Genomic DNA, 26,582 nt, shown 5'->3' with positions numbered 1-26,582 from the left:
ATGCATCGCCCCGTTGAACTACAATGTGCTTCACCATATGTGCAGCACATGGGGTGCGCCAGGTTGACGTACTCGTATCGAAAGGACCAGCCATGAGTTTCACTCGCAAGACTCTCAAAATCCTTGCCCTGATTTATTTTGTTCTGGGCATCGCCAGTCTCGTCATTGGAATCGCCGGCATCGCGACCGGCAAGTTCGAGTCCACCTACGGGCCGTACGCCATGCTCGCCACGGTCGTGCTTGTCGCCAAGGGCCTCATCGATCTCGCCGCAGGTGTTGCGGGCATCAAGGGCGCCAACAAGCCTTCGCAGGTAGACGGCGCGTTTAAGCTCGGTATCGTCGCCGCAATCGCCACGATTGCGCAGGCCGTGCTCACGCTTCCCGCGTTTGGCGGCGACGCCATCAACTATGGCGCCTTTGTCATCGTGGTGTACGACCTGTTCTTTGTTCAGCAGGCGCACACCGTTAAGGCCGAGAACAAGGACCGCCTGTAAGCGCTCGCTTCTCAAAACCTTTGTAGCCAAGCAACTAAAAAGGGCCGATCGCGCATCTCCGCGGTCGGCCCTTTACGTTTGCCCAGATAAAACCTGCCAAAATAAACCTGTCCCTTTTTGGTAGATTAGTGGCGGTACTCGGCGATGATGAAGTCGATGTCGGTCTGAAGAGTGTCCAGGTTTGCCAGGCGCTCTTTGTCGGCGGGGCGCGTACGGTAGTAGTACGGCGTCATCTGGAACACCGCCTCGATGTCAGCCTGGGTCTGGAGCGTAATGTTCGCAGACACCCGCTGCGTTCCCACCAACTCGAGCTCGGTCGTCTTCGGCAGCTTCTCGTCGTTAAGGTACGGCGTGTCGTAGAGCACCTCCTTGAGCCCAAGCAGATGACGGGCACCCGGCACCACGGTGTAGAGCGAGCCCTCGGGTGCCAGCACGCGGGCAAACTCGCGCTCGTTAAAGGGGGCAAAGAGCTCGGTCACCATATCGAAGGCGCCATCGGCCACAGGGATATCCTTCATGTTGGCCACGAAGTAGGTCGCATCGCCGCGCTTGGCGGCCAGGCGCACCATCTCTTTGCCCAGGTCGAAACCGTAAGCATCCACGCCCGGCACCGCACCCATGGCGCTGGTGTAGTAGCCCTCGCCGCAGCAAATATCGAGCAAGGTCATGGGGCCGTTCGTAGACGCGGCACGTTCAGACACCCGCTCGCGCACCAGCTCGACCATCGCATCGCGCAACGGCGCATAGTAACCGCGGTTAAGAAAGTCGCGACGGCTGCGCGCCTGCGACTTGGGATCGCCCATGGAGTCGCCGCTCTTGGACGAGCGCAGCAGATACAGATAGCCCTCGCGCGCACGGTCAAATCGGTGTCCGCCCGCACATGCAGCACCGCGCTCGTCGTCCACCAACGGCTCATGGCAAACGGGACACAACAACATGGCAACTCCTTAGCGCGAACAACACAACGCCCACCATTGTCGCACGCCTTCCCCACCTAGTCATTGGGGACGTTCTTAAATGACTAGTCGATTAGGAGTATCATCGTCTGCGCAAATAAGCACGAAAGAGCATACGAAAGAGCATATTAGAGATTGAGAGCGTATGGCTGATACCGCATCTAGGCACATTGACATGACCACCGGCTCGCTGTGGCGCAATATTCCCCTGTTCGCCTTTCCCGTCGCCGCCACGAGCATCCTTGAGCAGCTGTCGAACCTCATCGCCACGGTCATCATCGGTAACTTCTCGGGCGACCAGGGGACCCTCGCCATGGCGGCGGTCGGCTCCAATGTTCCGCTTACCAGTCTTATGATCAACCTGTTTATTGGGCTGTCGCTTGGCTCCAACGTGGTCATCGCCAACGCCATCGGCCGCAACGATCAGAACATGGTCAAGCGCGCCGTCCATACCTCGATTCTGATGGCACTCGTGGGCTTTGTCGTCATCGCGCTGGGTGAGATCTTTGCCGAGCCCATGCTCACCGCGCTCAATGTCCCTGCCGAAACTATGCCGCTTGCATCGCTTTACCTGCGCGTCTTTTTACTCAGCATGCCCTCGATCTTGCTCTACAACTTTGAGGCCGCAATCTTCCGCTCCGTCGGCATCACCCGTATGCCGCTGCAGGCGCTTGCCGTGTCCACCGTCCTCAACATTGGCCTGGACCTCATCTTTGTCCCCGTGCTCCACTGGGGCGTCGCGGGCGTCGCCATCGCCACTGCCATCGCCTACACCGTCAGCGCCGTCACGCTCTTTGTCCGCCTGCTCAAGACCGACTCCGTCGTTCGTGTCACCCCACGCGACTTAGGCTTAGACCCCGTCGCCCTCAAGCGCATCGTCAAGATCGGCCTGCCCGCCGGCATCCAAAGCGCTGTCTTTGCCGTCGCCAACATCATCATCCAGTCCGCCATCAACAGCTTGGGCACCGAGGTCATGGCGGCATCGAGCGCTGCCATGAGCCTGGAGTACGTGTGCTACAACCTGCTCAACAGCTTTAGCCAGGCCTGCACCACCTTTGTGGGACAAAACCACGGTGCCCGCCAAATCGACCGCTGCACCAAGACGCTCAAGGTCTGCCTGGTCGAAGGCGGTATCGTCGCGCTCACCACCATCGTCATCATCGTAGGCTTGGGACGCGAAATCCTGGCGCTGTTCAACAGCGACCCCAACATCGTCTCGATCGGCTATATCCGCGTGTGCTCGATCTTCCCTGCCTACGCCTTTAGCATGTTCTACGAAAACATGTCCGGCTACCTGCGCGGCTTTGGCATCTCGCTCATGCCCGCCCTCATCACCATGATCTGCGTCTGCGGTATTCGCTTCTATTGGGTATTCTGCGTGTTCCCGCACTTCCGCACCTTTGCGAACATCATGATGGTCTACCCCATCAGCCTGGGCACCACGGCGTTCTTTATGGTCGTGGCGGTACTACTCTGCCACCCGGCACGCACCTATCGCGCCGCCCAAGCCAAAGCGACAGCCCGCTAAACACCGCACTCAACGCCATGCCAGTCATTAATTGACAATATGCGAGCTCATATAGTCGATAAAGTGCCTCGTGGCGATAGGCATGGTGTCCCAGCTGCGCCAGGCTGCCACTACGTCACGCGAGGGAGCGTGCACGATGGGACGCACGCGAATATCGGCCCTCATGCCCTCGACGGTACGGCGATACAGCATACTCACGCCTAGGCCCTCCTCCACCATCGCCATGATGGTGTAGTCATCGGTCACCTCGCTCGTCACGTGCGGCGACAGCCCATGCGCCGCGAATGCATCGAGCACCAGGCTCTGTTCGCCCTCATCCAGCAGCACAAACGGCTCGGACGCCAGGTCGGCGAGCGTCACCTTTTCCTTTGCCGTCAGCGGATGCGCGGCCGGCAACAGCGCCACCAACTCGTCGTGATAGACCACGCGCTTCTCGAGCCCGGCGGTAAATCCGCGCGCCGTAAAGCAAAAGTCAACCACGCCATCGTGCACCCACTGGGCGTTGCGCGTGTAATCGCCCTGCTTGAGGGTAAAGTGCACGCCCGGATGCAGAGCCCCAAAGTCGCGAATCACGCGCGGCAATACGGTGCGGCTCACGTTAGTAAACGTCGCGATACGAATATCAGTCGAGGAGAGTCCCAGCAATTCCTGGCGCTTGCCCTCAAGCTCGGCCTCGGCAGTTACAATCTGACGCAGATACGGCAGGTACTGCTTGCCGTCGCGCGTAAGCGAAACGCCCTGCTTGCCGCGCTCGATAAGCGTGGTACCCAGCTCGCGCTCGAGCGCCTTGACGGCCTGGCTCACCGCGCTTTGCGTATAGCCCAGCTCATCGGCTGCACCCTTAAGACTGCCGCGATCGACCACCATACAAACAATCTGATACCGCGATGCCATCGTGCCTCCACATCGACGTAGCCGTAAAACGTTTTGCCAGCGCTTTTTCCGCCTACATTAGTATTACTTAATCATACTGAAGATACATTCGCTTTACTACATCTAAATCTGGGAGCAGAATCCTTTTTGCGAAACCGTTCTGTAACAAAAGGAGTCCCATGGATCGCAAAAAAGCAATCGCGCTCTCGTTTTCCGTTCCCGTCGCATGGGGCTTTTCGTACCCCCTCATGAAGATCGGCATGGACAGCATGAACGCCACGAGCATCGTTGCGCTGCGCTGCATCATCGCCTTTGTGGCCTGCCTGCTGCTCTTCCACAAGCACGCGCTGCGCATTAACCGCGACCTCATGGTTCGCGCCGCCATCATCGGCGCCATCATGGCAACCGAGCTCACCTGCATGTGCTTGGGCTCCAGCCTTACCTCCGCCTCCACCGCCGGCTTTTTGCAGAGCCTGACGGTCGTGATCGTGCCGTTTGCCAACGCCGCCCTGCTGCGTCGCGCCCCCGAGCGCAAGGCACTCATCGGCACCGCCATCGTCACCTGCGGTATGCTGCTGCTCTCGGGTGCCGACTTTACCAGCCTGAATCCCGGCGCGATCATCATGCTGCTCTCCGCTTTTGTCTATGCCGGCCATATCATTGTGGCGAAGCGCTTTGTCGAAGAAGTCGACCCACTGGCCCTGGGTGTTTGGCAGCTGGGTTTTGGCGGTCTGTTCTCGGGCATCGGCGCGTGCACCTTGGGCGGCTTCACGCTTCCCAGCACACCCAACGAGATCGTCGTTGTCGTCGCACTCGCACTCATCTGCTCTGCCTACGGCTTTATCACCCAGACGCTCGTACAGCCCCACGTGCCCGCCGAGACCACGGGCTTTGCCTTCTCGCTCGAGCCGGTCTGCTCCGCCGTCTTCTCGTTTTTCCTGGTTGGCGAGGTCCTGAGCCCCATCGCCTTCTTTGGCGCCGCCCTCATCCTCACCGGCGTCATGGTGGCAACCGTCGAGCTCCCGCGCCTTCGCTCGCAAGGACACGCTCACATGGCAGGAGCACCCGAGCGCGTCTCGTAGTCCCCACTCCTTATGCAGCCGCGGCATAAAGGTTTCCGGTGTGCCTTTACAATAGATGCCAACAGAGCATCTGCCGCAAAGGAGCCCCATGGACACCGCGACCCGCGACCGCAACATAGCAACTTGGTTGGGCGATGCGCCGCAGCCGGTACGTGACACTACGAACCAGCTGCTCGAGCGCATCGCCCTTTTGCGTGCCAAGCAGACTATCTACCCGGCACAAGACGACATCCTCAATGCCCTCGTCTACACGCCGGCAGACCAAGCCAAAGTTGTCATCTTGGGTCAAGACCCCTATCACGGACCCAACCAGGCCATGGGGCTTTCGTTCTCGGTCCCCGCGACGCAAACCAAGCTGCCGCCGAGCCTGCGCAACATCTATAAGGAGCTCAATGCCGACCTGAGCTGCCCCATTCCCGCCACGGGAGACCTAACCCCATGGGCACAACAGGGCGTCCTGCTCCTCAACACTACGCTCACCGTGCGCGAGCATGCCGCCAATTCGCACGCCAAGCTGGGCTGGAGCACGCTCACCGACTATATTATCGAACGCTGCTGTCAGCTGCCCCAGCCGGTAGTCTTTTTGGCATGGGGCCGCTTTGCCCAGCAAATGGTTGAGGGCAAGCTCGACGCGATCGGCGCGGGCAAGGCAACCGGCAAGTTCTGCCTAGCTTCTACGCACCCCTCGCCGCTTTCGGCAAACCGCGCCACGGCAGAACTCCCCGCTTTTATGGGGTCGCGCCCCTTCTCGGCAGCCAATCGGCTACTCGAACAGCATGGCTCGACCCCCGTCAACTGGACTTGCCTCGGCTAAAAATCAATACATCAAAAACGCGCCCGACGGATTTCCATCGGGCGCGTTTTCTACTCGGGCCAGATAAACTGAGTGCGGCCGGCCTCGCCGCCATCGATCAGCAGACTCTGCCCGGTCATAAACCGGTTGGTCACGCCCACAAAGTAGATCCACTCGGCGATCTCTTGGGCGGTAGCCCAGCGCTTAAGCGGCGTGAGCTCCATAATCTGGTTCCACAGGTGCTCGTCTTCCATCACGCAACGGTTGAGCGGCGTGATAACGCCGCCCGGGTCCACACTGTTGGCGATGGCCTGCGGTGCTAGGCGGTTTGCAAGGTTCTTGGTGTAGGCGATAACGCCGCCCTTGCTGGCGGCATAGGCGGGAAACTCCGATCCCGTATGTCCGCTCGCCGACCCCACATTGACCACGGATTCGATGGCCGGCGCCGGCTTGGCGGCAAGTCCCTCTCCCACAAAGGCGTAGCGCTCGGTCACGTTGATGGTGCCACGCAGGTTGGCAGCGATGTCGTCGGCCGAATCCTGCGTACCGGCAACGTTCACGATTACCTGAGGCTCAAGGTTGCCCGGAAACGAGTCCGGCTCGCGGACATCAACGATCAGATGGCGGTAGCGCTCGTGTTCGATCGCCGCCGGCAGCAGATCAAAGCCCACGACCTCGTGGCCTTCGTCCAAAAAGCGCTGCACGCACGCGGCTCCGATACCGCCCGAAGCGCCCGTGATCAAAACCCGCATACTTGCTCCTTAGGCGGTTGCGTGGCGCTCGAGGTACTCGGCGCCCACATTCTCGCGCTCCCAGCCACGCACGACCTTGTAGCCCACGGGGCTCAGGAAGACCTCGCACAGCAGCTCGGCAACAGCGCCGGTCAGCGAGCACATAAGGACCTGCACCCAGGTCCAGCCAAAGAACGTGTGGCTCACCACAATGGCAAAGACCAGGTTGTCGACAAACTGACCGATGCCCGTAGACACATAGGAGCGGAAGGCAAAGCTCGCAAAGTTATTCTTTTTGAGCATACGGCCGAGCGACTGGTTGAGCGTGGAATTAACCACGGCAGAAACGAGCATTGCCAGCGAAGAGCCCAGCACCACGTACCAGGTGCCGCCAATGGTGGCGTTAAGGGCGCTGTTGACCTCGATCATGCCCGTGTCGTAGTAGGCGCCCCACATGCCGGGCGTGAGCGAGCATGCCCAAAAGCACAGGCTCACGGCCAGGTTGACCAGCAGCGCGAGGATAGAGATTTTGATGGATGCCTTGGCGCCAAAGCGCTTGCAGATCATGTCCTGGCACAAAAACGAAACCCAGCTCACCACAAAGCCGCAATCGAGTGCCAGATACGGCAGGCTGATGAGCTCTTTGTTGGCCAGCAGGTTCATCATGATGACGCTCACGAAAAACAGCGAAACCGTTGCCGCGGGAATGCTCCGCAACAGGACCTTGTAGTCCTCCATGACCTTCTTGATCATTATGTACTCCTTTGGTTTTAGGTTTAACGAGCAGGATATCGGACCCGAACTGCTCGGACGCCCCGGTCTTGAGACGACGGTGGGTATGATAGCCGCTCACGCGGCGGCAGGCAAGCAAAAGGCGCGGCAGCCCCGCAGGACCACCGCGCCGGCGCACTAAAACGTTACGTTGCCAAACTCCGACAGGACAAGGTCGGGGTTGTGGTCGGTCGCCCAGTCAACGTTCCACGGGCTCGTGAACAGCAGCAGCTTGCCGCCGCGCATGTCCTCGACGCGCAGGGTGTCGCGCGTGAGCGAAAGGGCCGGGATATCGATGGTATCGGGGTCGTTCTGGATCCAGCGAATGTCCGTATAGGGCAGCGGCTGACGACGAACCTCAACACGGTACTCGGCCTTGAGGCGGCGCTCGAGCACCTCAAACTGCAGCACGCCGACCACGCCCACGATGACGCTCTCCATGCCGGCACCCAGCTCGCGGAAGATCTGGATGGCACCCTCCTGGGCAAGCTCCTCCATACCCTTCACAAACTGCTTGCGCTTGAGCGTGTCGACCTGCGTAATGCGAGCGAACATCTCGGGGGCAAACGTCGGGATCTGTGGATACTGCACGTGGCGCTTACCGGAGCACACGGTGTCGCCGATGCTAAAGATACCCGGATCGAACAGGCCCACGATATCGCCCGCGTACGCCTCGTCCACAATGGCGCGGTCATCGGCCATCATCGACGTGCCCGTGGCCAGCTTGAGTTTACGGTTGCCCTGCATGTGGAAGGCGTCCATGCCGCGCTCGAACTTGCCCGAGCAAATGCGCACAAAGGCGATGCGGTCGCGGTGGTTCTTGTCCATGTTGGCCTGGATCTTAAACACGAAGCCGCTAAAGTCGTTCTCGGCGGGCGCGACCGGCTCGCTGGTGAGCGTATCGGTATAGGCGCGCGGCGTCGGGGCCAGACGCAGGAACTCTTTAAGGAAGGGCTCCACACCAAAGTTGGTGAGTGCCGAGCCAAAGAACGCCGGGCTCAGCTTGCCGCAGGCCACGGCATCCAGGTCGAGCTCGTCACCGGCGCCATCGAGCAGCTCGATGTCGCCCATCAGGTTCTTGTGGTTCTCCTCGCCAATAAGCTCGTCCATGGCCGGATCGCCCAGCTCGGCCTCGACCTCGGTGACCTTCTTGGTGGCGTTGGCGTGACCGTCGCCCTCAAAGGCGATAACGCGACGGGTCTGACGGTCGAACACGCCGCGGAAGTTGCGGCCGCTGCCGATCGGCCAGTTCATGGGATACGTATTGATTCCCAGGACATTCTCGATCTCTTCCATGAGCCCAAACGGATCGCGAGCCTCGTGGTCGAGCTTGTTCACAAAGGTGAAGATGGGAATGTGGCGCAGCGTACAGACCTTAAAGAGCTTTTTGGTCTGGGCCTCGACGCCCTTGGCGCCGTCGATGACCATGACTGCGGCGTCGGCGGCCATAAGGGTACGGTAGGTATCCTCCGAGAAGTCCTGGTGGCCGGGGGTATCGAGGATGTTGACGCAGGCGCCATTATAGGTGAACTGCAGCACCGAGGAGGTAACGGAGATACCGCGCTCCTTCTCGATGTCCATCCAGTCCGAGACGGCGTGCTTGGCCGAGCTCTTGCCCTTGACCGAACCGGCAGTCTGGATGCTGCCGGTATAGAGCAGCAGCTTCTCGGTAAGCGTGGTCTTACCGGCGTCCGGGTGGCTGATGATCGCGAATGTGCGGCGCGACGAGATTTCATCCGACAGGCTTGCCATGCGGATCCTTTCTTGCATTGAGTGCATTACGTCGATGTAACCGCACTATTGTAGCCGCGAAATCCCGCTCTAGGGCGCCTATCAGGACAAATTCATCAGTTGGGGCCTGGGTAGCCGGCCCAATCCTAATTTGTCTCTTGCGTAACTGTACATAGTGTATATATACTGTGCTTACCGGTTATATACACGTGCAGCCCAACAGCTAAGGAGCCGCTGTGGACATCATCCTATCCAATTCGAGCGACAAGCCCATCTACGAGTAAATAGCCTCGCAAGTCAAAGCTCAGATCCTTTCGGGCGCGCTCGCTGCGGGAGCCAAACTCCCCAGCATCCGTGCACTCGCGAGCGATCTTGGCGTGAGTGTCATCACCACCAAGCGCGCCTACGCCGACCTGGAGCAACTCGGCTTTATCTGCACCGTGCAGGGCAAGGGCTGTTTTGTCGCCGAGGGCAACCAAGAACTCTTGCGCGAAAACCAGCTCTGCCATATCGAAGAGCTGCTTGCGAAAGCGGCGAGCCAAGCCGAAGCCTTGGGCGTCACGCGCGACAAGCTGCACGAGATGCTCGACCTCGTAGCCCCCGAAACCATGCAGTAGCCATCTGCAAGAAAGGCTATACCATGCAAAAGTTGCTAGAACTTAAAGGTGTATCGCGCCGCGTGAGCGACCGCTTTTCACTGCGCGACGTCACGCTTGCCGTGGAGCCCGGCCAGATCGTTGGCTTTGTGGGCGCAAATGGCGCCGGCAAGACGACGACCATTCGCGCCGCGCTTGGGCTTATAAAGCCCGATGCCGGCGAGGTGCATCTGCTTGGACAGCGCTGCGACGCCAACGCGCCCGACGAGACGCAGCGCCACCTGCGCTCCCGCATCGGGCTTGTCCTGGACACGTGTCCCTTCCCCTCCACGCTCAAGGTGGGCCAGGTCGAGAAGCTCGTAGGCCCGGCATACCCCACGTGGAGCTGCGAAACGTTCGCCGGATTCATCGACCGATTTGGCCTCGATCCCAAGACGAAGGTCAAGGACCTCTCCCGCGGCATGGGCATGAAGCTGCAGCTCGCCTGTGCGCTCAGCCACAATGCCAAGCTGCTCGTTTTGGACGAAGCCACCGCGGGCCTCGATCCCATGGCGCGCGAGGAACTGCTCGACGAGTTGCTTGCCTTTGTCGCCGACGGCCAGCACAGCGTGCTGCTCTCGAGCCACATTATATCCGACCTCGATCGCACTGCCGACCGCGTCATCTGCATCGATAACGGCTCGATTGTGTTTGACCTGCCGCGCGAGGACATTACCGACCGAGCCGGCATCGCCCACTGCACCCAAGCACAGGCGTCCGAGCTCATGGCTTGCGTCGAAGGCGCCCGTGCCGCCCACCACGCCTATAGCGTGGACGTGCTCGTGCCCAACCGTCGCGATACGCTCGAGGCCTTTCCCGAGATTCCCTGCGATCGGGCAACCATTGATGACTATCTTCGCCTCATACTGAAAGGGGCTTCGAAATGAAACGCGCCTTTATGTCTGAGCTCGCCATCGTCCGCACGCTTGTCCCGAGCATCGCGGGCGTCGGCCTGTTCATCTTCGTCGTACTGACCCTCGCCAACGCATCGGATGGCGATGCCAGTATGAGCGCCGGCGCCTGCGCGGTCAGTGCCATGTCGCCCATCGTGGTCATGAACTCGCTGGCCGGCTACGACAATCAAAACGGATGGGAGCGCTATCGGGCAACGCTGCCCCTCTCGCGCAAAGACATCATCTGCGCACGTTACCTCTGCATTGTTGCCTTCTCGGCCATCATGGCGTGCGCGACCGTGCTTTTGAGCACCATCACTCTTCCGTTCTTCGATCACACGGGCATGCCCTCGACGGGACAGATCGTCTTTGAGACCACAATAGCCTCCGCCGCATCGATGCTCATCTCCCTCATGATGGTGTTTCTGGCACAGCCGCTGTTCTTTCGATTTGGACACATGGAGGCGCTGCGCCTTTCCGTCGGCCTGTTTGCCCTGCTCGGATGCCTTGCCATGGCCACGCTGAGCTCCTCCAACCCCATCAGCAACTGGCTCATGTCGATTGCTGGGGCGAATCCCGATCCTGCCGTCCTCGGCTGCCTGTGCGCAGGAATTGCCGTACTGGCCCTCGCGCTATGTGCAATCAGCTGCACCGTCAGCACCAAGGTCTATCGAGTACGCGATTTGTAGCCACACGAAACTTGACCCACGTAGGCCACAATCGGTCGCAATCGCCCATCCGCAAATCCATGGCAAACGGCATGTCCCCGGCGTGCGCCACCGTACTACTTGCGCAGCGGCTTGGGCAGCGGAATGCCCGCTGCGATGACTGCGGCGATGATCATGCAGACGATACCCTTGAGCGGGAAACACATGAGCAGCAGGCCCACGACCATGACCGGCTGACGCATGACCGCACCCATCGTCGATGCCGTGCAGACGGCGACGCAAAAGACCGGATCGGCCCCGGTAAGGATAGCGAAGCCGTAGCCCAGGCTCACGCCCGAGAAGATAACGGGGAAGAAGTGACCGCCGCGCCAGCCCAGGTTGATGAGGGCGGGCGTCAGCATGGCCTTGATAAGACCAGTTGCAATGAGCACACCGGCGGGAATGGTCATATAGGTCTCCATGAGCACGTCGGCCTGCGTCTCGCCAGCAAACATGGTGTAGGGCAGGACCGTGCCGCAGATAGCGAGCGCCAAACCGGCCAGCATGGCCTTGGCAACAGGGCGCTCCCCTATGGCGTGGGCCAACGCCTCGCTTGCGTGCTCCGAGACAAAGTACAGCCAGCCACAGACCGTACCGATGAGCGCCAGGGGAATAAGCCAGGCGAGCTCGAGGTTGCCCACCTGGGCGGCCTCGAACCTCGGCATGCCCATACCGCCGCCCATAAGCTGGCCGAGCAACAGATAGGTGCCCAGGCCGCCGGCAATCGCGATGCCGTAGACCACGGTCTTTTGCGCCTTGGGCAGCTTGATGGTGATTTCATCGGATTCGGAGCCCTGATCGTCGTCGGCTCCCTGGCCGTCGGCGCTACCGGCAAGCGGTGCCACAAAGCCAAAGACGGGCGCGGTAAAGAGCGCCGTCAGGGCAGCCTGGGTACCCAGCAGTGTGAGCTCTCTAAACTCGGCGCCAAAGCGACGCATGCGGTCGCCGACCCAGCTGCACAGACCCGCGATAACACCGGTCAGGCCGGCCTCCGGTCCAATACTTCCGCCAAACAGCAGCGGCAGCAACGCCGCGAGCGAAAGCTTGCCCAGGTTGTCGTGCGGGTAGCGCCCGTCTTGCTTGACCTTGGCCATGACCTGATTGAGGTCATCGGTCTTGGTGCCTGTCATCTTCTCGTACAGACCGATTAACAGGCCGCCCAGCAAGCAGACGAAAAACGGATACGGCAGAAAACCGAACGGGCCGCTCGCGAGCTCAGGCGAAGCGACGCCCAGCATATGCGGAATCTCGGTCCATAGATAGTCGATACCGTGCTCCATCGCAAAGAAGAACAGCCAGACCGCAGCGCCTGCAAACGCACCGGTCACAGCCACGCTCACTAAAAACAGCGCACGATTTTTGGGTTTTGCAAGGTTATCCATCGGGGCCTCCCGTGGTCAAAATCGACAAGGATACGTTTTATTGTAAGACGGGCACAGCGCGGACGTGCCGACCATCCACGCCGCGAACGGCGCCATTGGGCGCCGCACACGCGATGGCCCCAAGGCCTAGTTGTCGATAATCGATACAATTTGGTGCAGGTCGTCGGCAAAGTAGATGCCGGCCTGACGCTGCGAGCTCGATAGGCCTTTATCGATCATGTGCTCGAGCAACGACCTAAGGTCGTTGTAGTAACCGTCCAAGTTGTACAGGATGCACGGCGCGCTCAGATGTCCCAACGACACGGCCGACATGACCTCGGCAATCTCCTCGAGCGTGCCCGTACCGCCCGGAAAGGCGACGAACGCATCGCCGAGTTCGATCATCTTGGCCTTACGCTCGGCCATGTCGCTCGTCACGATCAGGTCATCGATACCATCGTGCTGAAACTCGGCCTCGATAAAAAAGCTCGGCTCAACACCGGTCACGCGCCCGCCGGCATCGAGCACGCCATCGGCGAGCGCGCCCATCAGGCCCGATTTGGACCCGCCGTATACCAGCGCGTGCCCGTTGGAGCCAATCCAGTTGCCCAGCTCTTGCACCGCAGGCAGAAACGCCGGGTCATTGCCGACGCTGGCGCCCAGGTATACCGTGATATTCATATTCAGCCCCCTTGTTGTGACGCGCGGCGCCCGCCCTAGCGTTGGCGTCGGCGATATTCGCGCACGCGGCGCGACAGGTCGGCGAGCTCATCGCGATCGAGCTCTTCCAGATGCTCAAGATCGTCCATAAAGCGCGCCATGGTGTCCTTTTGGCGCATCTTGATGAGCGTATTGCAGTAGTTCACCGCCACGCCCGTGAGCATGGCGATGTAGAAGATGCTGATGACGCTCAAAACGACGGTGATAGCGCGGGCAACCGGCGTTTCGGCCGGGATATCGCCAAAGCCGATCGTCGATACGGTCTCAAAGCTAAACCAGAGGCCATCGCCAAACGTAAGGGTCGCAGGGTCGGACAGCCAGACGGCCGTCGAGCACAGCAGGTAGAAGATAAGGAACAGGCCGGTGATGCGCGCAAAGCCAGCCTGGCGCAACACGTCGGCAAGCGTCCTCAACTTGTTCATCGCGACCCCTTTTCCCAAGCGTCCAATCATGTTCGTTCGGTATTGTCCCACACTCGGCACTCGAGAACGCTCCTTTTGTGCTGGCAGAAAGGGACTGTCCCCAACTGCCGGCACATAAGGAACGTCCCTAAGTGCCAACTCCGGCAAAGAGTGTCCCCGGCGACTAGTCGTTTAAGAACGTCCCCAATGACTACTACAACTGCCGGACAGATTGGGAACGTCCCTAAGTGCCGGATGTTAGGCAAGCTGAGCTGGTATCCTTATGCGGTATTATCTCGACTCGATAGGATTGCCTGTGAAACCTTCCGCCGTCCTTCGCTTGGCTCTATATCGCACCCTGGCCGTCGCGCTTGCCGCGCTCGCCATACTGAGCGCCGTCATGCCCGCCCCCGCCTTTGCCGCCGACTCCGACCAGCAGGTCAAGACGGTCCGCGTTGGCTGGCTCGTCAACAACAAAGGCTTCCAGGAAGGCATGCCGGGCGAGCGACTCTCGGGGTGGGGCTACGAGTACCTCCAGACCCTCTCGTATTACACAAAGGGCTGGCAATACGAATACGTTAGCGGCACCTTCTCCGAGCTTATGGACATGCTCGAAGCAGGCGAAATCGACCTCATGCCCAACATCTCGTATTCAGCAGAGCGCGAGCAGAAGCTGCTCTTTTCCTCGAACCCCGAGGGCACCGAGCGCTACTACATCTACGCCAGGCCCGACCGCGACGATCTGGCCAAGGGCGACCCCCAGGCGCTCCAAGGCCTCACCATCGGCTGCAACTCTGGCGTTATGCAAACTATCGTCGGCCAGCAGTGGCTCGCCGACGAAGGCGTCACCTGCACCTATAAAGAAATCGACACCGGCAGTGCCCTCTTTGAGGCGCTTGCAGACGGCGAGGTCGACGCCGTCATCATGAACGATACCATTTCGTCGCCCGATGCGTCACCCATGTTCTACGTAGGCTCGAGCGACTACTATTTTGCCGTTCCCAAAAGCCGCCCTGACCTGATGAACGACATCAACGCCGCCATGACGACCATCGCCCGCGATAACCCGCGCTATAACGAGGAAGTCAAATCGAGTTACTCCACCCAAAACAGTGGCTCGTCATCGCTCACCGGTACCGAGACCACCTGGCTCAAAGAAAACGGCAATACCATCACGCTCGGCTATCTTAAAAACCAACTTCCCTACTGCACGCAAAATGACGACGGTGAGATGGAAGGGTCGCTCGCCTCGCTTGCAACGACGTTGCACGACAAGTTTGGCATTACGGTTAAAACAATCGCACTCTCGAACAACAAGCAAATGATCAAAGCCCTTTCCAACGGAACCATCGATGTCGCCCTGCCGTTGTTTCGCGACTACTGGCTCGCCGAGCAGACAGGGGTCATCCAGTCAAACTCGATGGGAACGGTTTCGCTGACCGCCATTCACAGTGGCAAAAACCTGAACAGAGACCTTAAGAACATCGCTTGTACAAAGAGCACAATCGTTAACCGTTTTGAGCTCGAAAGTCTCTTTCCGAACGCAACGGTAACCGAGTATTCGAATGACGGCGAGGTGCTCAAAGCCCTCAATGAGGGGAAGGCACGTTGCATCATTGTCCCCAGCACGCGCCTGGAAACTCTCCGCGACATCTACGACATCGAGGATTTCGAAACACAGGAACTCACCAACACGGCGCAACTATCGTGTTTAATTTCGCGCGGCAAGCCCGAGCTGCTGGGAATCATCAATAAGGGCATCGTCAATGCAGGTGAATCGCTCTCTGCAAACAGCTATTTCCCCACATCGTACTCGGCGCAAGAATCGGATGCGTTCCGACTTCTCTACCGCAACCGCATCGTCATTGCGGCAGTCGTCATCTGCATTTTGCTCACCGGCATCGTCATCCTTGTCTGGTCGCTTTACCGCGCACAGGAGGAACGGCAGAAAGCCGATGCCGCCAACGCCGCCAAAACCGCTTTCCTCACGCGCATGAGCCACGACATCCGCACGCCGCTCAACGGCATCCTGGGCCTTATCGAAATTGAGGAATTGAGAGAAGGCGACATGCAGGTCGCCCGCGAAAGCCGCGCCAAGGCGCGCGTTGCCGCCAATCACCTGCTGTCACTGATTAACGACATCCTCGAGATGGGCAGGATCGAGGAGCGCAAAGTGACGCTCGAGCACGAATCATTCAACCTTAAAGAGCTGTGCGACAATGCGCTCGTACTGTGCAAGCTCCGCGCATCGGACCGCGGCATAACCATGCTCGACACCAGCGAGCCCTACGCTGTCGACCAATATATGATCGGCAACCCCACCCATATTCGGCAGATCCTTGTCAACCTACTCGACAACAGCATCAAGTACAACAAGCACGGAGGCACCGTCACGTTCTCATCGACCATCAAACCGGTCGACGACGAGCACGCCGTGTTTTGCTTTAGCGTCTCGGATACCGGCATTGGTATGACGCCCGAGTTTTTGACGCACATTTACGAGCCGTTTGCCCAGGAAGGCGACGATGCGCGCAGCAAGTTCCAAGGAACCGGCATTGGCATGTCTATCGTCAAATCGCTCATCGATATGATGGGCGGCACGATTGAGATTTCGAGTGAGGTTGGCGTGGGGAGTACGTTTGACGTCCGGATTCCGCTCGATATCGACAAGAACCCTCAGATAAAAGAATGTGCAGACACGCAGGTAAGCAGCTGCTCACTCGCCGGCATGAACGTCCTTTTGGCAGAAGATAACGAACTCAATGCCGAGATTGCCCAAGCTCTGCTCGAAAGCGAAGGCATCGTCGTGACTCGCGCCGCCGACGGCAACGAAACGGTCGATCTATATGTTGGTCGTCCCGCCGGCAGCTTCGATGCAATCCTGATGGACATCATGATGCCGGGCATGGACGGCTACGAGGCAACCCGGGCGATCCGCCTGAGCGAAAAGGCCGATGCGGCCGACATCCCCATCATCGCGCTCACCGCCAACGCCTTTGCCGAAGACGCCAAGGCGGCACACGACGCCGGCATGAACGCCCATCTGCCCAAACCGCTCGACTTTAGCAAGCTCAAAAACATACTCGCCTGTATCAAGAAAAATGGGGCTGTTTCGCTATAGTTTGTGCTCAACCACCATGCGCAGTAGAAAGGAAGCCAACGATGTTTAGGCCCTTACGTCGAAAGAAACGCGCCATCACCGACGAGAAAGCGCGCGAACTGCTCGCTACCTGCAAGCGCGGCGTCTTTGCCGTCAACGGCGATGATGGCTACCCCTATGCCATTCCCGTCAACTACTTCTTTGACGCCGAGCACGACAAGATTTATTTCCATGGCGCCAAGGCTGGCCACAAGGTCGATTCACTCAAGCGTGATGACAAAGTCTGCTTTACCGTTTACGGCAACGAGTGGTACAAGGACGATGACTGGGCTCCTTACGTGAGAAGCACCGTGGTCTTTGGCCGCTGCCGCCTAGTAGATGAGACGCCTTCGTTTATCGAGGACAAAGTCCGCCAGCTCGCGCTTAAGTACTACCCTTCCGCCGAAGAAGTCGAGGAGGAGATTACCAAAGACATCAAGGGCGTCCAACTCTACGAGATTTCGATTGAGCATCTTTGCGGCAAGCAGATTCACGAGAAGTAAGGCCTAAAAGTAGGTCTCACAAATTGCAATATGGCCCGGTTCCAACCAACATTGGAGCCGGGCCATATGCTTATGAAGCGTCGGCGGCTATGTGCGCAAGCGCCTCAACGAGCTCCTGTGCACTCACGGGCTTGCTCAGATGCGCGTCCATGCCCGCCTCACGCGAAAGCCTACGGTCGTCGGCAAAGGCATTGGCGCTCACAGCGATAATCGGCGTGGTCGCGGCATCCTCGCGGTCGAGCGCTCGAATCTGGCGCGTGGCCTCAAGGCCATCGATGCCAGGCATCATAATGTCCATCAACACCACGTCGTACTCGTGCGGTGCGCTCGCGGCAAACGTCTCGACAGCAGACTCGCCGTCCTTAGCATGCACCACGACGGCACCGGCACGGTCGAGCGTAAACTGTGCGATCTCGGCATTCAGCTCGTTATCCTCTACGAGCAAAACACGCAGACCCCGAACCGCATCGACGTCGACCGCATCCACACGAACTGCCTGAGGAATCTCGGAGCGCTTGCACTGCTCAAACGGCAGGCGGATGGTAAACGTCGTCCCCTGCCCCAAGGTACTCGTAAAGCTCATGGTTCCGCCCATAAGCTCGACCAGCTGCTTGGCGATAGACGCGCCCAGGCCAGTTCCCGACGAAGCGCCTTCCACCTGTTGTTCCTCGCGGCTAAACGGCTCGTAGAGGTGCTGTTGGAACTCCTCGCTCATGCCAATACCGTTATCGGCGATCGTGTATTCATAGACGGGGACGCCATCCACCGGCTCCACCTCGCGGCACGTCAGACGAACATAGCCGCCCCGACGGCTGTACTTGACGGCATTGCCGGCAATATTGAGCAACAAGCGCTTGAGGTGCGTCGCGCTCACCCGGGCATAGGGGTGATCGAGCGTCTGCTGGTCGCAGATAATTTTCACCAGACGCTCCTCGGCCTGGCGCTCCAGAATATCGCTCACTTCTCGGTTAAGGGCCACCAAATTTGTGGGCACCAGATTCAGGTCGACCTGTCCGCTCTCCAAGCGACTCATATCGAGTGCCTCGTTCGCAAGGTCGAGCAGCAGTCCCGATGCCGTCCAGATCTTTGAGCGGCACTCGGTCTGCTTTTGTAAGTCGCCCGCGTTGGCATTGCCCACCTCGACCATACCGCGAATGCCGTTGATAGGCGTGCGCAGGTCGTGACTCATACGACGCAAAAACTCGGTCTTTGCAGAGTTGGCAGACGAGGCCTCACGCGCTGCCTTTGCCAGCTTGTCACCATAGTCGCGCTCCTGCAGCAACAGGTCGGTCAGGCGTTGGCGCTCTGCATGGCGGCGCACCAACGCAGTTGCGGCTATAGCGCCGCCGTAGAGCACCAACACGCTGGCAACTACAACTGCGACGGTTTCAAAGTAACGCCGCGCGGAAGTGTAGGTGTACACGTAGAATTGACGCGCTTTACCAAAAGCACCCAGATACCACTCGCCGTTGGCGTTGACCAATCTAACCTTACCGGCCAGGCAGCGTTCCTTAATACCGTCAACTATGGTGGCGTCTGTCACAGGCAAAACGAATGCGCCCGACGTGGTGGGTTCAACGGCATTAGTCGCAACAACCTTGCCATCGTTTTCGATCACGATATTGCCGCTATCGATGGTTTCATAACCACCGAGCAAGCTCTGCAACTTGAGCGTATTGCTCGCGACCGCCTTGGCACTCTGGTGCCTTACCGCGATAACGATACCCTCGCCGTCCCGCCGAGTCACGCAGCCAATGTCTGCGACCGAATCGTCCGCAAGCGTGATGCGGGCGGAATAGGACTTAAGCGGATGGGCCGCCACCTCCAGCACAGGTGCTTCTTTGAGATGCGCGGCGAGCGATTCGTATCCCACGTCATCCGTCGAGGACTCGGACACCAAGTTGCCCGATGCGTCCGTCACGATCAGCGCGCTCACGTTGAGCTGGTCGGCATATTGTTTTAGCGTGGCGTTATCCACCGAGCCGTCGCGCTCCATATCGCGCGCCGCCTCTCCGGCAATCTCCATAACACGAATCAGGTTTTTGGTCGCATAGGCGCTGTTGAACGCATCGTAGGAAAGGCTCTGCGTCGCCACGTAATCGACAACGTCGGCAAAGCGCTGCTCGGCCTGGGCCGTCGTGTAACCGTAGCTCAACATGCCGGCAACAACCGAGAGCGCTATCCCCAGCAGGGTGGCAAGGAGCCATATCCGGGGCGAACGATCGCCCCGCTCCTCTACAGTGTGGTCGGGCGCATCAATCATGACAGGCCCTCCATATTCAAAAATGGCGAAGGGTCATCAAAGTACTTTGACACCAGGCGTTCCATGGTGCCATCGGCAAGCATTTCTTGGTAGGCGCGGGTAAGCTTAACGTCGATGCCGCGCGTATCGTTGATATCAAAGGCGGTGCCCAGACCAACCTCTAGCAGCGGCTCATTCAAAATGCGATACGTCACGCCATAGTCTTTTTCGTAGGTGAGCAGCGAGGACTCATGCGAGGCAATGGCATCGACCAGGCCCTCGACGAGCGCCGGGTTCAGGTACGAGCGGTCCGAAAAGCTGTAGAGCTCCTTGATCTGCGGAACGCTTTCGTTGGTACGATTGAGCAGAATCGATTCGGGCTTGGTGGTGGACTGGACCGCCACGACCTTACCCTCAAGATCGGCAAGCGTATAGATATCGCTTTCGGGATCGACAGCAACCACCTGGCGGCTCGCAAGGTACGGACCGGCCCAGCGATACTCGCTTTCGCGACCCGTCATACTAAAGCTACCCATGACGCAATCGAGCTCGCCGCTCGCCAGCAGCTCTTTCTTCTTTTCCCAGTCGATCAGCTGGTATTTTGGCTTGTAACCAATGCGGGCCAGCGCCTCGGTCAAAATCTCGACATCCAGGCCAACGATATCGCCGTACTCATCGCTATACACAAACGGTGGATAGAGATCGCTTCCGACGTTGAGCGTCTTAAGGCTGTCGTCTTTGACCTGCGAGGAGGCCGAGTCTTCTAGTGCAGACGTCGAGGCTCCGTCATTCGACCCAGAACAGCCAGCTATCGCCACGACGAAGGCGCTCACTACCGCAAGCGCAACAAACAACGATATGGCAACCGAGCGACGGGGTCTTTTCATCGAGCTCCAGACGGTCCTGTTTACAGACTGAAACGCTGAAATAATAGCAGACGAAACCACGCGAGCGCCAATGGTTACCGATGCTTTACCATGCGGGGATTTCCAGCCGACCTGGCAGAAAAGCCCCGCACACAGCGTTCACTTACTGTGCATTAAAAACGTAGCGGTCCAGGCGCCCGCACGCTTCCTTTACGCGCGAAATCGGCAGTGCCAGATTCACGCGAATGTGGCAGGGTCCGTGGAACGGGCGGCCGTCCTGATACCCTACGCCCACGCGTGCCCCCTCGTCGAGCAACCACTGAATATCGCAACCATGCTCGCCGCACCACTCCGTACAGTCCAGGAACACCATGTACGTGCCCTGCGGTCGCGAATAGGACACGCCCTTAAAATGCTCGTCCACATAATCGCAGAAGAAGTCGATGTTGCCCTGGATGACCTGGTTGAGCTCGTCGACCCACTCGTAGCCCTGAGGCTGGTAGGCGCCGATAAGCGCATGCATCGAAAGGACATTCATCTCGTTGTAGTGGGTCTTGTTGGACACGGCGCACACACGGTCGCGCAGCGTCTCGTTATAGATGATGTGATAGCTGCCGACCAAGCCCGCCAGGTTGAACGTCTTGCTGGGCGCGTAGAGGGCAACCGTGCGCATGCGGGCATCCTCGCTCACCGACTGCGTCGGGATATGCTTGTGCCCCGGCAGGATGATATCGGACCAAATCTCATCCGAGATCACCACGCAATCGTGCTGGCGATAGGTATCCATGGCGCGCTCGATCTCATCGCGCTCCCATACGCGGCCGCAGGGGTTGTGCGGCGAGCAGAACACCGCGGCATGGATGTGGTTTTGGGCGAGCTTGCGCTCCATGTCCTCAAAGTCCATGCGCCACACGCCCTGGTCGTCGAGCTTAAGCGGGCTGTGGACAATGCGATAGCCCGCGGCCTCGATGGACTTGGTAAAGCCGATGTAGGTGGGGCTGTGGACCAGCACCGCATCGCCCGGCTGGACATATGCGCGCAGCGTCGACACGACACCGCCCAGCACACCGTTTTCGTAGCCGATGTGCTCAGGTGCCAGGCCCTCGACGCCATTACGGCGACTCTGCCATTCGATGATGCGGTCGAAGTACTCGGGGCGCGGATCGAAATAGCCAAACATGGGGTGCTGGGCGCGCTGAATGATGTACTCCTGGACCGTGGGCACCGTGGCAAAGTTCATGTCCGCTACCCACATGGGGATGCGGTCGAAGCCCTCGTCGGGTGCGTTCGGAGCCATACCGGGAATCTCACCCCAGGAGTCAACGGCGATGGAGTCCATGCTATGGCGGTCGATTAGCGAGCTAAAGTCGTATTTCATGCTGAGCTCCCGTGCAAAGTGATTGTTTTGGTAGGCGTTATTGTCCACCAGCACGGGCGATTTTGGCATGGGGTTTGGCGCTTAATTTGACGGGTGCGGGCGAATGGCTGGTTAGTCTTGCGCGCCGTTGACGGCGGTTATCTTCAACCTGGTTCCGTCGACCGTAAACGATATGTCGAGCCCAGCGTAAGCCAAATGGTAAATGCGGTTTGGCTCGTGTTTGCTGCCCGCGCGGCGCGGATCCTGGTGAAGAACCTCGACCAAACCGGGAAGCTTTGCGGGCGGGACCATATCCTGCAGCACTTGCGGAAACTCGACGTCGAGCTCTTGCCACGGCGCGTCTTCAATCCAGCCGCCCGTTGCATCCGGGTGGCAGTCCGCAAACGGAATGTAGGGCTTAATGTCGTAGATGGGCGTGCCGTCGCGCAGGTCGGCCCCCAGCACATGAATGATGGGACCATCGTCGGTAAGCTCAACACGATCGAGCTTGACACAGGTGAGCCCGATGGGATTAGGGCGAAACGGGCTGCGCGTGGCAAACACGCCCACGCGCTCGGCTCCACCCAGACGCGGCGGGCGCACGGTCTTCGACCACTTGGCATTAGTGCCGGACCTGTTCTGCGTCTTGGCATCGGCAGCTATGTCCTTAGCCGTGCCGCCGGGCGTGCCGTTTTCGAAGCGCCAGAGCAGCCATAGGTGAGAGAAGGAATCCAGACCCTCAACTGCTGCGTTGGAGGCAAATTCCGGTTCAAAGACGATGCGTCCCTGCAGATGGGGCGCCAAAAAGCTGTTGCGTGGGATGCCGAACTTCTGCGGCAGGTCGGTATGTATGTGAGCAATAGGTTCCATGCCGGTCATTGTACGGCATGGAGGTGTAGGGCGTTGCGCGCAATTCTTCGCCGCGGTCCCCCGTCGTGCAACCAACGGTTGCTTGGAAGGGTGCCGGCCGCCGCGTATGCTTAAGCCATCAACCAGCAGAAAGGAGCCGTTATGGCCTTTGCAGAAAAGCTCATCGCTGTCCGTCGCGCCCATCACCTTACCCAAGAGCAGCTCGCCGCCAAGCTCTTCGTCACACGCCAAGCCGTCAGCCGTTGGGAACGCAGCGAGGTCACACCGGGCATCGATATGATGAAGCTCATCGCCGCCGTGACCGGCGAGCCCCTGTCTCACCTGCTCGAAATGCCCGAGCACTATTGCCAGAGCTGCGGCATGATACTCACACCCGACGACTGCGGCACCGACGCCACGGGCGCCACGACCGACCATTACTGCAAGTGGTGCTACGACCACGGCAAGTACACCTACGACACCACAATGGAGGCGATGATCGAGGATTGTGCCCCGCGGCTGGCACAAAACACCGGCATGTCGCTCGACGAAGCCGTCTCGCTCATGGGCGCCGTGCTGCCGCAACTGGAGCGCTGGCGCACCGTGCAGGAAAACGAGGAGCGCTACGGTGCCGAGGCGCGGGCGCGCTATGGCGACGAGGCTATCGATGCAGCAAACGAAACGTTACTGGACATGGATCCTCAGACATGGAACGACATGAAAGAACTTGAACGCGCCATTCTGGGCCAGCTCTCGATTGCCATGGACGACGGCGAACCGGAAGGCAACGATGCCCGCAAACTTGTCGCAATGCACCGTCGATGGATTGGCCTTAACTGGGGGGCCGCGCCCCAGGACGAAGCGTATCTGGGCCTCGCCCACGGCTATCTTGCCGATCAGCGCTTTGTTGACTACTACGACAAGCCCTGCGGGACAGGTGCCACGGCGTTTTTGGTTCAGGCCATCGAGTCGTCGCCGACTCGCGCATAGACCGCGGCGGCTTTGGGTATCTCAATCGAAACCTCAACCGATTGGAGACCCATGGCTACTGATCACGAGCTCGCGCTGTACGTTATGACCGGCTGCCCGTATTGCATTAAGGTCAAGCGCTTCCTGGCCGATAACGGCGTGACCATTCCCGAGCGCAATATCTCGACCGACCCCGATGCCGAGCAGGCACTCATCGCCGTCGGCGGCAAGCGCCAGGTTCCCTGCCTGTTCATCGACGGCAAGCCACTCTACGAATCGAGCGACATCATCACCTGGGCACAAGAACATCTGCTCTAGCACTCATTGGGGACGCACTTAAATGAGTAGTTTCACTCATTGGGGACGTACTTGAATGAGTAGGTAGGAATTCAGTTTCTCAAATTAATAGAACATATGTTTGCTTATATGCTATACTCGCCTCAAGGCATGAGACTGGTCGAGAGCTCCCGCGGAGGTCCCCAATGACACGCTGGAGCGAGCTCGGTAAGTAAGATCGGTGGTTACCGCACTCGCCCATCTCAGACAGGCTGCGCTCCTGTTCGTCGTCGCCATCAAAGAACGACACTCACAACCAAACGTTTCCGTTATCCGTGAGTCACACAGGAGTGCATCGCTATGGCTAAAAAGATTCCAACCCTTTCATCCGACATTATTTCAAACACCTGCTCAGATATCAGCAGGATTGTCGAGGCCAAACACCTCGGCCAGAAAGGTATCAACCATGAGACATCTTCGGAAGGGGCTCTGCTCATCGGGCGCCGTCTCGAGCAAGAGATTTCCGGATACCCCATCTCCAATCTCAATGGCTTACTCTCGCCCATCGCTCGCCACCTCAAGCAGCACTTTAGCCCAAGCCTGGGCCCGACTTATCTCAAGCGTTGCATAAAGCTCGCACGATTTGTTCCGGAAGACATGGGTTTTCGACCGGAGCTTGATCTGGAACATTATCAGTCGCTCGCTCACATCGCCGACAAAGATCTGCGCTTAGATCTGATGAACGTTGCCGCAGATAACCATTGGAGCGCGTTGCGCATCGATCGTCATGCCCGCTATCGAAATCCGCAGGACACTTTGGATGCTTGGGAGCGCCGTGTGCTTGAATCAAATCAAGAAGTACGGCGCTTCGCCCGCGCCTACACAGATGCCTGTGGAATCATTTCACTCGATGAACTTATTGAGCTCTACAACTCCTGTGCCCCCAATCCAGTCTCGAGATTTGAGATAAATGAGACTATTTGGCAAATCAGGAACGAATCGGGGCAAATCGACAATCCCTGCATTATATCCAGAGATAGAAAACTCTATCTCATAGCGCCAGAGCCCGATGACGCTGTTGATGAAGCCCCTTATTACTATGATGACTACGGATACTCTTATCGAAAATATGAACGACACAGCGAATACACCGGTGAGATGCGCGCGCTGCGCGAACGACGCGTTAGCATTAGGATGGCAGCCATATTCGCCGGTCACGAACGTCTTCCAATCAAAAAGCTTAGCTATGATGAAGTCATCTGCGGACATATAAAGTGCAGTCGCTCTGCCGAGCGACTCAAGCAGTACGTCCTGAGAGACCCTGAGCTCAAGGCATCTGATCTCCATGCAAGAGAAGATGAGTTCGATTTCATCATGACAAAGCTTTTACGTTCCGTTGGACTCAACGGAACGCCGACAGCACAGCAAATTACCGAAGACGCAGCTTTCTTATTGATTGTCGTACGGCCCGAGTTTTACGAACGCAATAAAACAGCCGAGGTCTCCAAACTCCTCTCGATAATCTATGAAGACGCTCCCCTCTGAGAGTTCAACGGACGTTCACATACCGAGCTAAAAAGCGAAGGAGTGGTGGACCCTCCGACGTCGGCTTTACAACGAATAGTCCAACCAAAACAGGCCGCTTAACATAATTAGCTGCTTGTATTTTTGTCTACAAAACTGTATACATAAAGAGAGGTCCTTATGGAGCTCATCGCAATCCACCCCCATGCCCTTAAACATGGGTTGACGGAGACGGATATTACCTGCGCTTGGAACTCCGCTTTCGCATGGTTCAGGCGCGATCTTGAAAATGGAGGCATCGATTACGTTCTCGTTGGACTTGATGGAAGAAACCGTCTCATGGAGCTCATCGCTCGATGTTGCCCCGATCGCGATGGTTACATCATTTACCACGCCCTTGTCCCTCCTACGCGCAAGGTGCTCAGGGAAATCGGAATCGATCGATAGGAGGCGCTATGGACGCTCAGCAGCTCGAAAAGATGATGGGGTTTGCTCCCGGAGAGCTGGAAAAGGCTGCGGAGGCATACGAAAAAGATGAGTGGCCGAAGGGTCGCACCATCAAGTTGGGAAGGCCGCCGATCTCCGATGAGCCAAGCGTTGTTTTATCGGCACGTGTGGGTGAATCGGTTCTTGAAGCATTTGACGCTAAGGCAAAGCGCCATGGGCAAACGCGCACGGAGCGGCTCAGGGAACTCATTACACTCGATGCAATGATTGCCTAGTCCCCCCCCCGCCGACCCAAACATGTACGTCAGCATCCAAAGTCGACATTTTTCGACATCTTTGGATGCTGACGTACAGCTTTTTGATCTAGTCATTGGGTGTTCCTATAGTTTTGTCAACCTTCGACGCTACTCCCGGTAGGGCACCCGGTCGCGCATCACGGCGTATATCGCCCTGAGCCGCTTCCTCGCGACGGCCTTGAGCGCCCGCCCGTGCCCCATGCCCCGCGCCCTGCAGGCCCGGTAGTACTCGCCGTAGCGCCCCGACGACCTCACCAGGCTGTTGCACGAGAAGATCAGCAGGGACTTGAGCCTCGCGTCGCCGCGCCTGGACGCCCTGACCGACCTCACCGACGTGCCGGAGCTCCTCACCCTCGGGGCTATGCCGCAGTACGAGGCCAGGTGGTCGTGGTCCGGGAACCTCGCGATGTCGACCGACACCGCGAGCTGCGCCGCGGT

General features: G+C 58.7%; 27 protein-coding genes. 14 read left to right on the top strand and 13 right to left on the bottom strand.

The window, feature by feature from the left end:
* The first annotated feature begins 92 nt into the window (after positions 1-92).
* Positions 93-494 (top strand): hypothetical protein, encoded by a 402-nt coding sequence (locus tag DXD16_RS07125; RefSeq protein ID WP_117655626.1) that lies wholly within the window; start codon positions 93-95, stop codon positions 492-494.
* Between the two features lie 125 nt (positions 495-619).
* Here the strand turns inward: DXD16_RS07125 and DXD16_RS07120 are convergent, their stop codons facing one another.
* On the bottom strand, positions 620-1,432 hold the full coding sequence (locus DXD16_RS07120; RefSeq protein ID WP_117655625.1) for a putative RNA methyltransferase: 813 nt from the start codon (positions 1,430-1,432) through the stop codon (positions 620-622).
* 163 nt (positions 1,433-1,595) lie between these two features.
* On the opposite strand from DXD16_RS07120, the gene DXD16_RS07115 reads away from it, so the two are divergent.
* The gene (locus DXD16_RS07115; protein WP_117655624.1) at positions 1,596-2,978 is read left to right on the top strand and encodes an MATE family efflux transporter; all 1,383 of its coding nucleotides are present in this window, start codon (positions 1,596-1,598) and stop codon (positions 2,976-2,978) included.
* A gap of 27 nt (positions 2,979-3,005) precedes the next feature.
* Here the strand turns inward: DXD16_RS07115 and DXD16_RS07110 are convergent, their stop codons facing one another.
* A complete protein-coding gene (locus DXD16_RS07110) occupies positions 3,006-3,872 on the bottom strand; it encodes a LysR family transcriptional regulator (RefSeq protein ID WP_117655623.1) in 867 nt (288 codons plus the stop codon).
* A gap of 158 nt (positions 3,873-4,030) precedes the next feature.
* Here DXD16_RS07110 and DXD16_RS07105 point away from each other — a divergent pair, with 158 nt between their 5' ends.
* Together DXD16_RS07105 and DXD16_RS07100 are read left to right on the top strand one after the other, a co-directional pair.
* Positions 4,031-4,933: a DMT family transporter gene (locus DXD16_RS07105; RefSeq protein ID WP_117655622.1), complete on the top strand. Its 903-nt coding sequence runs from the start codon at positions 4,031-4,033 to the stop codon at positions 4,931-4,933.
* Positions 4,934-5,021: 88 nt separating this feature from the next.
* Positions 5,022-5,747 (top strand): uracil-DNA glycosylase, encoded by a 726-nt coding sequence (locus tag DXD16_RS07100; RefSeq protein ID WP_158551640.1) that lies wholly within the window; start codon positions 5,022-5,024, stop codon positions 5,745-5,747.
* A 50-nt stretch (positions 5,748-5,797) separates the two neighbouring features.
* Here the strand turns inward: DXD16_RS07100 and DXD16_RS07095 are convergent, their stop codons facing one another.
* From DXD16_RS07095 to DXD16_RS07085, 3 genes are all read right to left on the bottom strand, one after another.
* Entirely contained in the window at positions 5,798-6,478 is a 681-nt protein-coding gene (locus tag DXD16_RS07095) for an SDR family NAD(P)-dependent oxidoreductase (RefSeq protein WP_117655620.1), read from the bottom strand.
* A gap of 9 nt (positions 6,479-6,487) precedes the next feature.
* The gene (locus DXD16_RS07090; protein ID WP_233502658.1) at positions 6,488-7,210 is read right to left on the bottom strand and encodes a VUT family protein; all 723 of its coding nucleotides are present in this window, start codon (positions 7,208-7,210) and stop codon (positions 6,488-6,490) included.
* A gap of 156 nt (positions 7,211-7,366) precedes the next feature.
* Complete coding sequence (locus DXD16_RS07085; RefSeq protein WP_117655619.1) at positions 7,367-8,980, bottom strand: peptide chain release factor 3; 1,614 nt, start codon at positions 8,978-8,980, stop codon at positions 7,367-7,369.
* A gap of 263 nt (positions 8,981-9,243) precedes the next feature.
* Between DXD16_RS07085 and DXD16_RS07080 the strand changes: the two genes are divergently transcribed.
* Genes DXD16_RS07080 through DXD16_RS07070 form a run of 3 tightly spaced genes read left to right on the top strand, consistent with a single transcriptional unit; the run spans position 9,244 to position 11,176 of the window.
* Positions 9,244-9,576: a GntR family transcriptional regulator gene (locus tag DXD16_RS07080; RefSeq protein ID WP_233502669.1), complete on the top strand. Its 333-nt coding sequence runs from the start codon at positions 9,244-9,246 to the stop codon at positions 9,574-9,576.
* Between the two features lie 23 nt (positions 9,577-9,599).
* A complete protein-coding gene (locus tag DXD16_RS07075) occupies positions 9,600-10,481 on the top strand; it encodes an ABC transporter ATP-binding protein (RefSeq protein ID WP_117655618.1) in 882 nt (293 codons plus the stop codon).
* The gene (locus DXD16_RS07070) at positions 10,478-11,176 is read left to right on the top strand and encodes an ABC-2 transporter permease (protein WP_117655617.1); all 699 of its coding nucleotides are present in this window, start codon (positions 10,478-10,480) and stop codon (positions 11,174-11,176) included. The genes DXD16_RS07075 and DXD16_RS07070 overlap by 4 nt, the downstream gene beginning before the upstream one ends.
* Positions 11,177-11,271: 95 nt before the next feature.
* Here the strand turns inward: DXD16_RS07070 and DXD16_RS07065 are convergent, their stop codons facing one another.
* From DXD16_RS07065 to DXD16_RS07055, 3 genes are all read right to left on the bottom strand, one after another.
* Positions 11,272-12,576 carry a chloride channel protein gene (locus tag DXD16_RS07065; RefSeq protein ID WP_117655616.1) on the bottom strand — a complete coding sequence of 435 codons (1,305 nt, stop codon included), beginning with the start codon at positions 12,574-12,576 and terminating at the stop codon, positions 11,272-11,274.
* Between the two features lie 126 nt (positions 12,577-12,702).
* Positions 12,703-13,236 carry a TIGR00730 family Rossman fold protein gene (locus DXD16_RS07060; RefSeq protein WP_117655615.1) on the bottom strand — a complete coding sequence of 178 codons (534 nt, stop codon included), beginning with the start codon at positions 13,234-13,236 and terminating at the stop codon, positions 12,703-12,705.
* A gap of 35 nt (positions 13,237-13,271) precedes the next feature.
* Complete coding sequence (locus DXD16_RS07055) at positions 13,272-13,697, bottom strand: potassium channel family protein (RefSeq protein WP_117862347.1); 426 nt, start codon at positions 13,695-13,697, stop codon at positions 13,272-13,274.
* 295 nt (positions 13,698-13,992) lie between these two features.
* On the opposite strand from DXD16_RS07055, the gene DXD16_RS07050 reads away from it, so the two are divergent.
* Together DXD16_RS07050 and DXD16_RS07045 are read left to right on the top strand one after the other, a co-directional pair.
* Positions 13,993-16,797: a transporter substrate-binding domain-containing protein gene (locus tag DXD16_RS07050; protein WP_158551637.1), complete on the top strand. Its 2,805-nt coding sequence runs from the start codon at positions 13,993-13,995 to the stop codon at positions 16,795-16,797.
* Positions 16,798-16,838: 41 nt separating this feature from the next.
* Positions 16,839-17,318 carry a pyridoxamine 5'-phosphate oxidase family protein gene (locus tag DXD16_RS07045; protein WP_117655612.1) on the top strand — a complete coding sequence of 160 codons (480 nt, stop codon included), beginning with the start codon at positions 16,839-16,841 and terminating at the stop codon, positions 17,316-17,318.
* Positions 17,319-17,388: 70 nt separating this feature from the next.
* On the opposite strand, the gene DXD16_RS07040 is transcribed toward DXD16_RS07045, so the two are convergent.
* The 4 genes from DXD16_RS07040 to tsaA all read right to left on the bottom strand — a co-directional run bounded on the left by DXD16_RS07040 (position 17,389) and on the right by tsaA (position 22,653).
* Positions 17,389-19,581, bottom strand: a complete 2,193-nt coding sequence (locus DXD16_RS07040; protein WP_117655611.1) for an ATP-binding protein — start codon at positions 19,579-19,581, stop codon at positions 17,389-17,391.
* Positions 19,578-20,447: an ABC transporter substrate-binding protein gene (locus DXD16_RS07035; protein WP_117655610.1), complete on the bottom strand. Its 870-nt coding sequence runs from the start codon at positions 20,445-20,447 to the stop codon at positions 19,578-19,580. Before DXD16_RS07035 ends, DXD16_RS07040 begins: the two co-directional genes overlap by 4 nt.
* A gap of 142 nt (positions 20,448-20,589) precedes the next feature.
* Positions 20,590-21,804, bottom strand: a complete 1,215-nt coding sequence (locus tag DXD16_RS07030) for a MalY/PatB family protein (protein ID WP_117655642.1) — start codon at positions 21,802-21,804, stop codon at positions 20,590-20,592.
* Positions 21,805-21,915: 111 nt separating this feature from the next.
* The gene (tsaA, locus tag DXD16_RS07025; protein WP_233502657.1) at positions 21,916-22,653 is read right to left on the bottom strand and encodes a tRNA (N6-threonylcarbamoyladenosine(37)-N6)-methyltransferase TrmO; all 738 of its coding nucleotides are present in this window, start codon (positions 22,651-22,653) and stop codon (positions 21,916-21,918) included.
* A 141-nt stretch (positions 22,654-22,794) separates the two neighbouring features.
* Between tsaA and DXD16_RS07020 the strand changes: the two genes are divergently transcribed.
* The 5 genes from DXD16_RS07020 to DXD16_RS07000 all read left to right on the top strand — a co-directional run bounded on the left by DXD16_RS07020 (position 22,795) and on the right by DXD16_RS07000 (position 26,123).
* Positions 22,795-23,622: a TipAS antibiotic-recognition domain-containing protein gene (locus tag DXD16_RS07020; RefSeq protein ID WP_117655608.1), complete on the top strand. Its 828-nt coding sequence runs from the start codon at positions 22,795-22,797 to the stop codon at positions 23,620-23,622.
* Positions 23,623-23,673: 51 nt separating this feature from the next.
* Complete coding sequence (locus tag DXD16_RS07015) at positions 23,674-23,919, top strand: glutaredoxin (protein ID WP_117655607.1); 246 nt, start codon at positions 23,674-23,676, stop codon at positions 23,917-23,919.
* A 318-nt stretch (positions 23,920-24,237) separates the two neighbouring features.
* Positions 24,238-25,422, top strand: coding sequence for a hypothetical protein (locus DXD16_RS07010; protein WP_117655606.1), 1,185 nt, complete (start codon positions 24,238-24,240; stop codon positions 25,420-25,422).
* Positions 25,423-25,581: 159 nt separating this feature from the next.
* Positions 25,582-25,848, top strand: a complete 267-nt coding sequence (locus DXD16_RS10305) for a hypothetical protein (protein WP_158551634.1) — start codon at positions 25,582-25,584, stop codon at positions 25,846-25,848.
* 8 nt (positions 25,849-25,856) lie between these two features.
* Complete coding sequence (locus DXD16_RS07000) at positions 25,857-26,123, top strand: ribbon-helix-helix protein, CopG family (protein WP_117655604.1); 267 nt, start codon at positions 25,857-25,859, stop codon at positions 26,121-26,123.
* A gap of 129 nt (positions 26,124-26,252) precedes the next feature.
* On the opposite strand, the gene DXD16_RS10500 is transcribed toward DXD16_RS07000, so the two are convergent.
* Positions 26,253-26,582 (bottom strand): transposase (locus DXD16_RS10500; RefSeq protein ID WP_233502656.1); only part of this gene is annotated, 330 nt, incomplete at its 5' end.

This window comes from Collinsella sp. TF11-5AC (genome assembly GCF_003436775.1).
GTDB lineage: Bacteria > Actinomycetota > Coriobacteriia > Coriobacteriales > Coriobacteriaceae > Collinsella.
The sequence above is the reverse complement of the archived record's forward strand: the minus strand, read 5'-3'. Positions and strand labels throughout refer to the sequence as shown.

Bases quoted from the DNA above. Each gene is read 5' to 3' on its own strand.
- DXD16_RS07125 (WP_117655626.1), top strand. From the start codon at position 93: ATGAGTTTCACTCGCAAGACTCTCAAAATCCTTGCCCTGATTTATTTT.
- DXD16_RS07120 (WP_117655625.1), bottom strand. From the start codon at position 1,432: ATGTTGTTGTGTCCCGTTTGCCATGAGCCGTTGGTGGACGACGAGCGC.
- DXD16_RS07115 (WP_117655624.1), top strand. From the start codon at position 1,596: ATGGCTGATACCGCATCTAGGCACATTGACATGACCACCGGCTCGCTG.
- DXD16_RS07110 (WP_117655623.1), bottom strand. From the start codon at position 3,872: ATGGCATCGCGGTATCAGATTGTTTGTATGGTGGTCGATCGCGGCAGT.
- DXD16_RS07105 (WP_117655622.1), top strand. From the start codon at position 4,031: ATGGATCGCAAAAAAGCAATCGCGCTCTCGTTTTCCGTTCCCGTCGCA.
- DXD16_RS07100 (WP_158551640.1), top strand. From the start codon at position 5,022: ATGGACACCGCGACCCGCGACCGCAACATAGCAACTTGGTTGGGCGAT.
- DXD16_RS07095 (WP_117655620.1), bottom strand. From the start codon at position 6,478: ATGCGGGTTTTGATCACGGGCGCTTCGGGCGGTATCGGAGCCGCGTGC.
- DXD16_RS07090 (WP_233502658.1), bottom strand. From the start codon at position 7,210: ATGATCAAGAAGGTCATGGAGGACTACAAGGTCCTGTTGCGGAGCATT.
- DXD16_RS07085 (WP_117655619.1), bottom strand. From the start codon at position 8,980: ATGGCAAGCCTGTCGGATGAAATCTCGTCGCGCCGCACATTCGCGATC.
- DXD16_RS07075 (WP_117655618.1), top strand. From the start codon at position 9,600: ATGCAAAAGTTGCTAGAACTTAAAGGTGTATCGCGCCGCGTGAGCGAC.
- DXD16_RS07070 (WP_117655617.1), top strand. From the start codon at position 10,478: ATGAAACGCGCCTTTATGTCTGAGCTCGCCATCGTCCGCACGCTTGTC.
- DXD16_RS07065 (WP_117655616.1), bottom strand. From the start codon at position 12,576: ATGGATAACCTTGCAAAACCCAAAAATCGTGCGCTGTTTTTAGTGAGC.
- DXD16_RS07060 (WP_117655615.1), bottom strand. From the start codon at position 13,236: ATGAATATCACGGTATACCTGGGCGCCAGCGTCGGCAATGACCCGGCG.
- DXD16_RS07055 (WP_117862347.1), bottom strand. From the start codon at position 13,697: ATGAACAAGTTGAGGACGCTTGCCGACGTGTTGCGCCAGGCTGGCTTT.
- DXD16_RS07045 (WP_117655612.1), top strand. From the start codon at position 16,839: ATGTTTAGGCCCTTACGTCGAAAGAAACGCGCCATCACCGACGAGAAA.
- DXD16_RS07040 (WP_117655611.1), bottom strand. From the start codon at position 19,581: ATGATTGATGCGCCCGACCACACTGTAGAGGAGCGGGGCGATCGTTCG.
- DXD16_RS07035 (WP_117655610.1), bottom strand. From the start codon at position 20,447: ATGAAAAGACCCCGTCGCTCGGTTGCCATATCGTTGTTTGTTGCGCTT.
- DXD16_RS07030 (WP_117655642.1), bottom strand. From the start codon at position 21,804: ATGAAATACGACTTTAGCTCGCTAATCGACCGCCATAGCATGGACTCC.
- tsaA (WP_233502657.1), bottom strand. From the start codon at position 22,653: ATGGAACCTATTGCTCACATACATACCGACCTGCCGCAGAAGTTCGGC.
- DXD16_RS07020 (WP_117655608.1), top strand. From the start codon at position 22,795: ATGGCCTTTGCAGAAAAGCTCATCGCTGTCCGTCGCGCCCATCACCTT.
- DXD16_RS07015 (WP_117655607.1), top strand. From the start codon at position 23,674: ATGGCTACTGATCACGAGCTCGCGCTGTACGTTATGACCGGCTGCCCG.
- DXD16_RS07010 (WP_117655606.1), top strand. From the start codon at position 24,238: ATGGCTAAAAAGATTCCAACCCTTTCATCCGACATTATTTCAAACACC.
- DXD16_RS10305 (WP_158551634.1), top strand. From the start codon at position 25,582: ATGGAGCTCATCGCAATCCACCCCCATGCCCTTAAACATGGGTTGACG.
- DXD16_RS07000 (WP_117655604.1), top strand. From the start codon at position 25,857: ATGGACGCTCAGCAGCTCGAAAAGATGATGGGGTTTGCTCCCGGAGAG.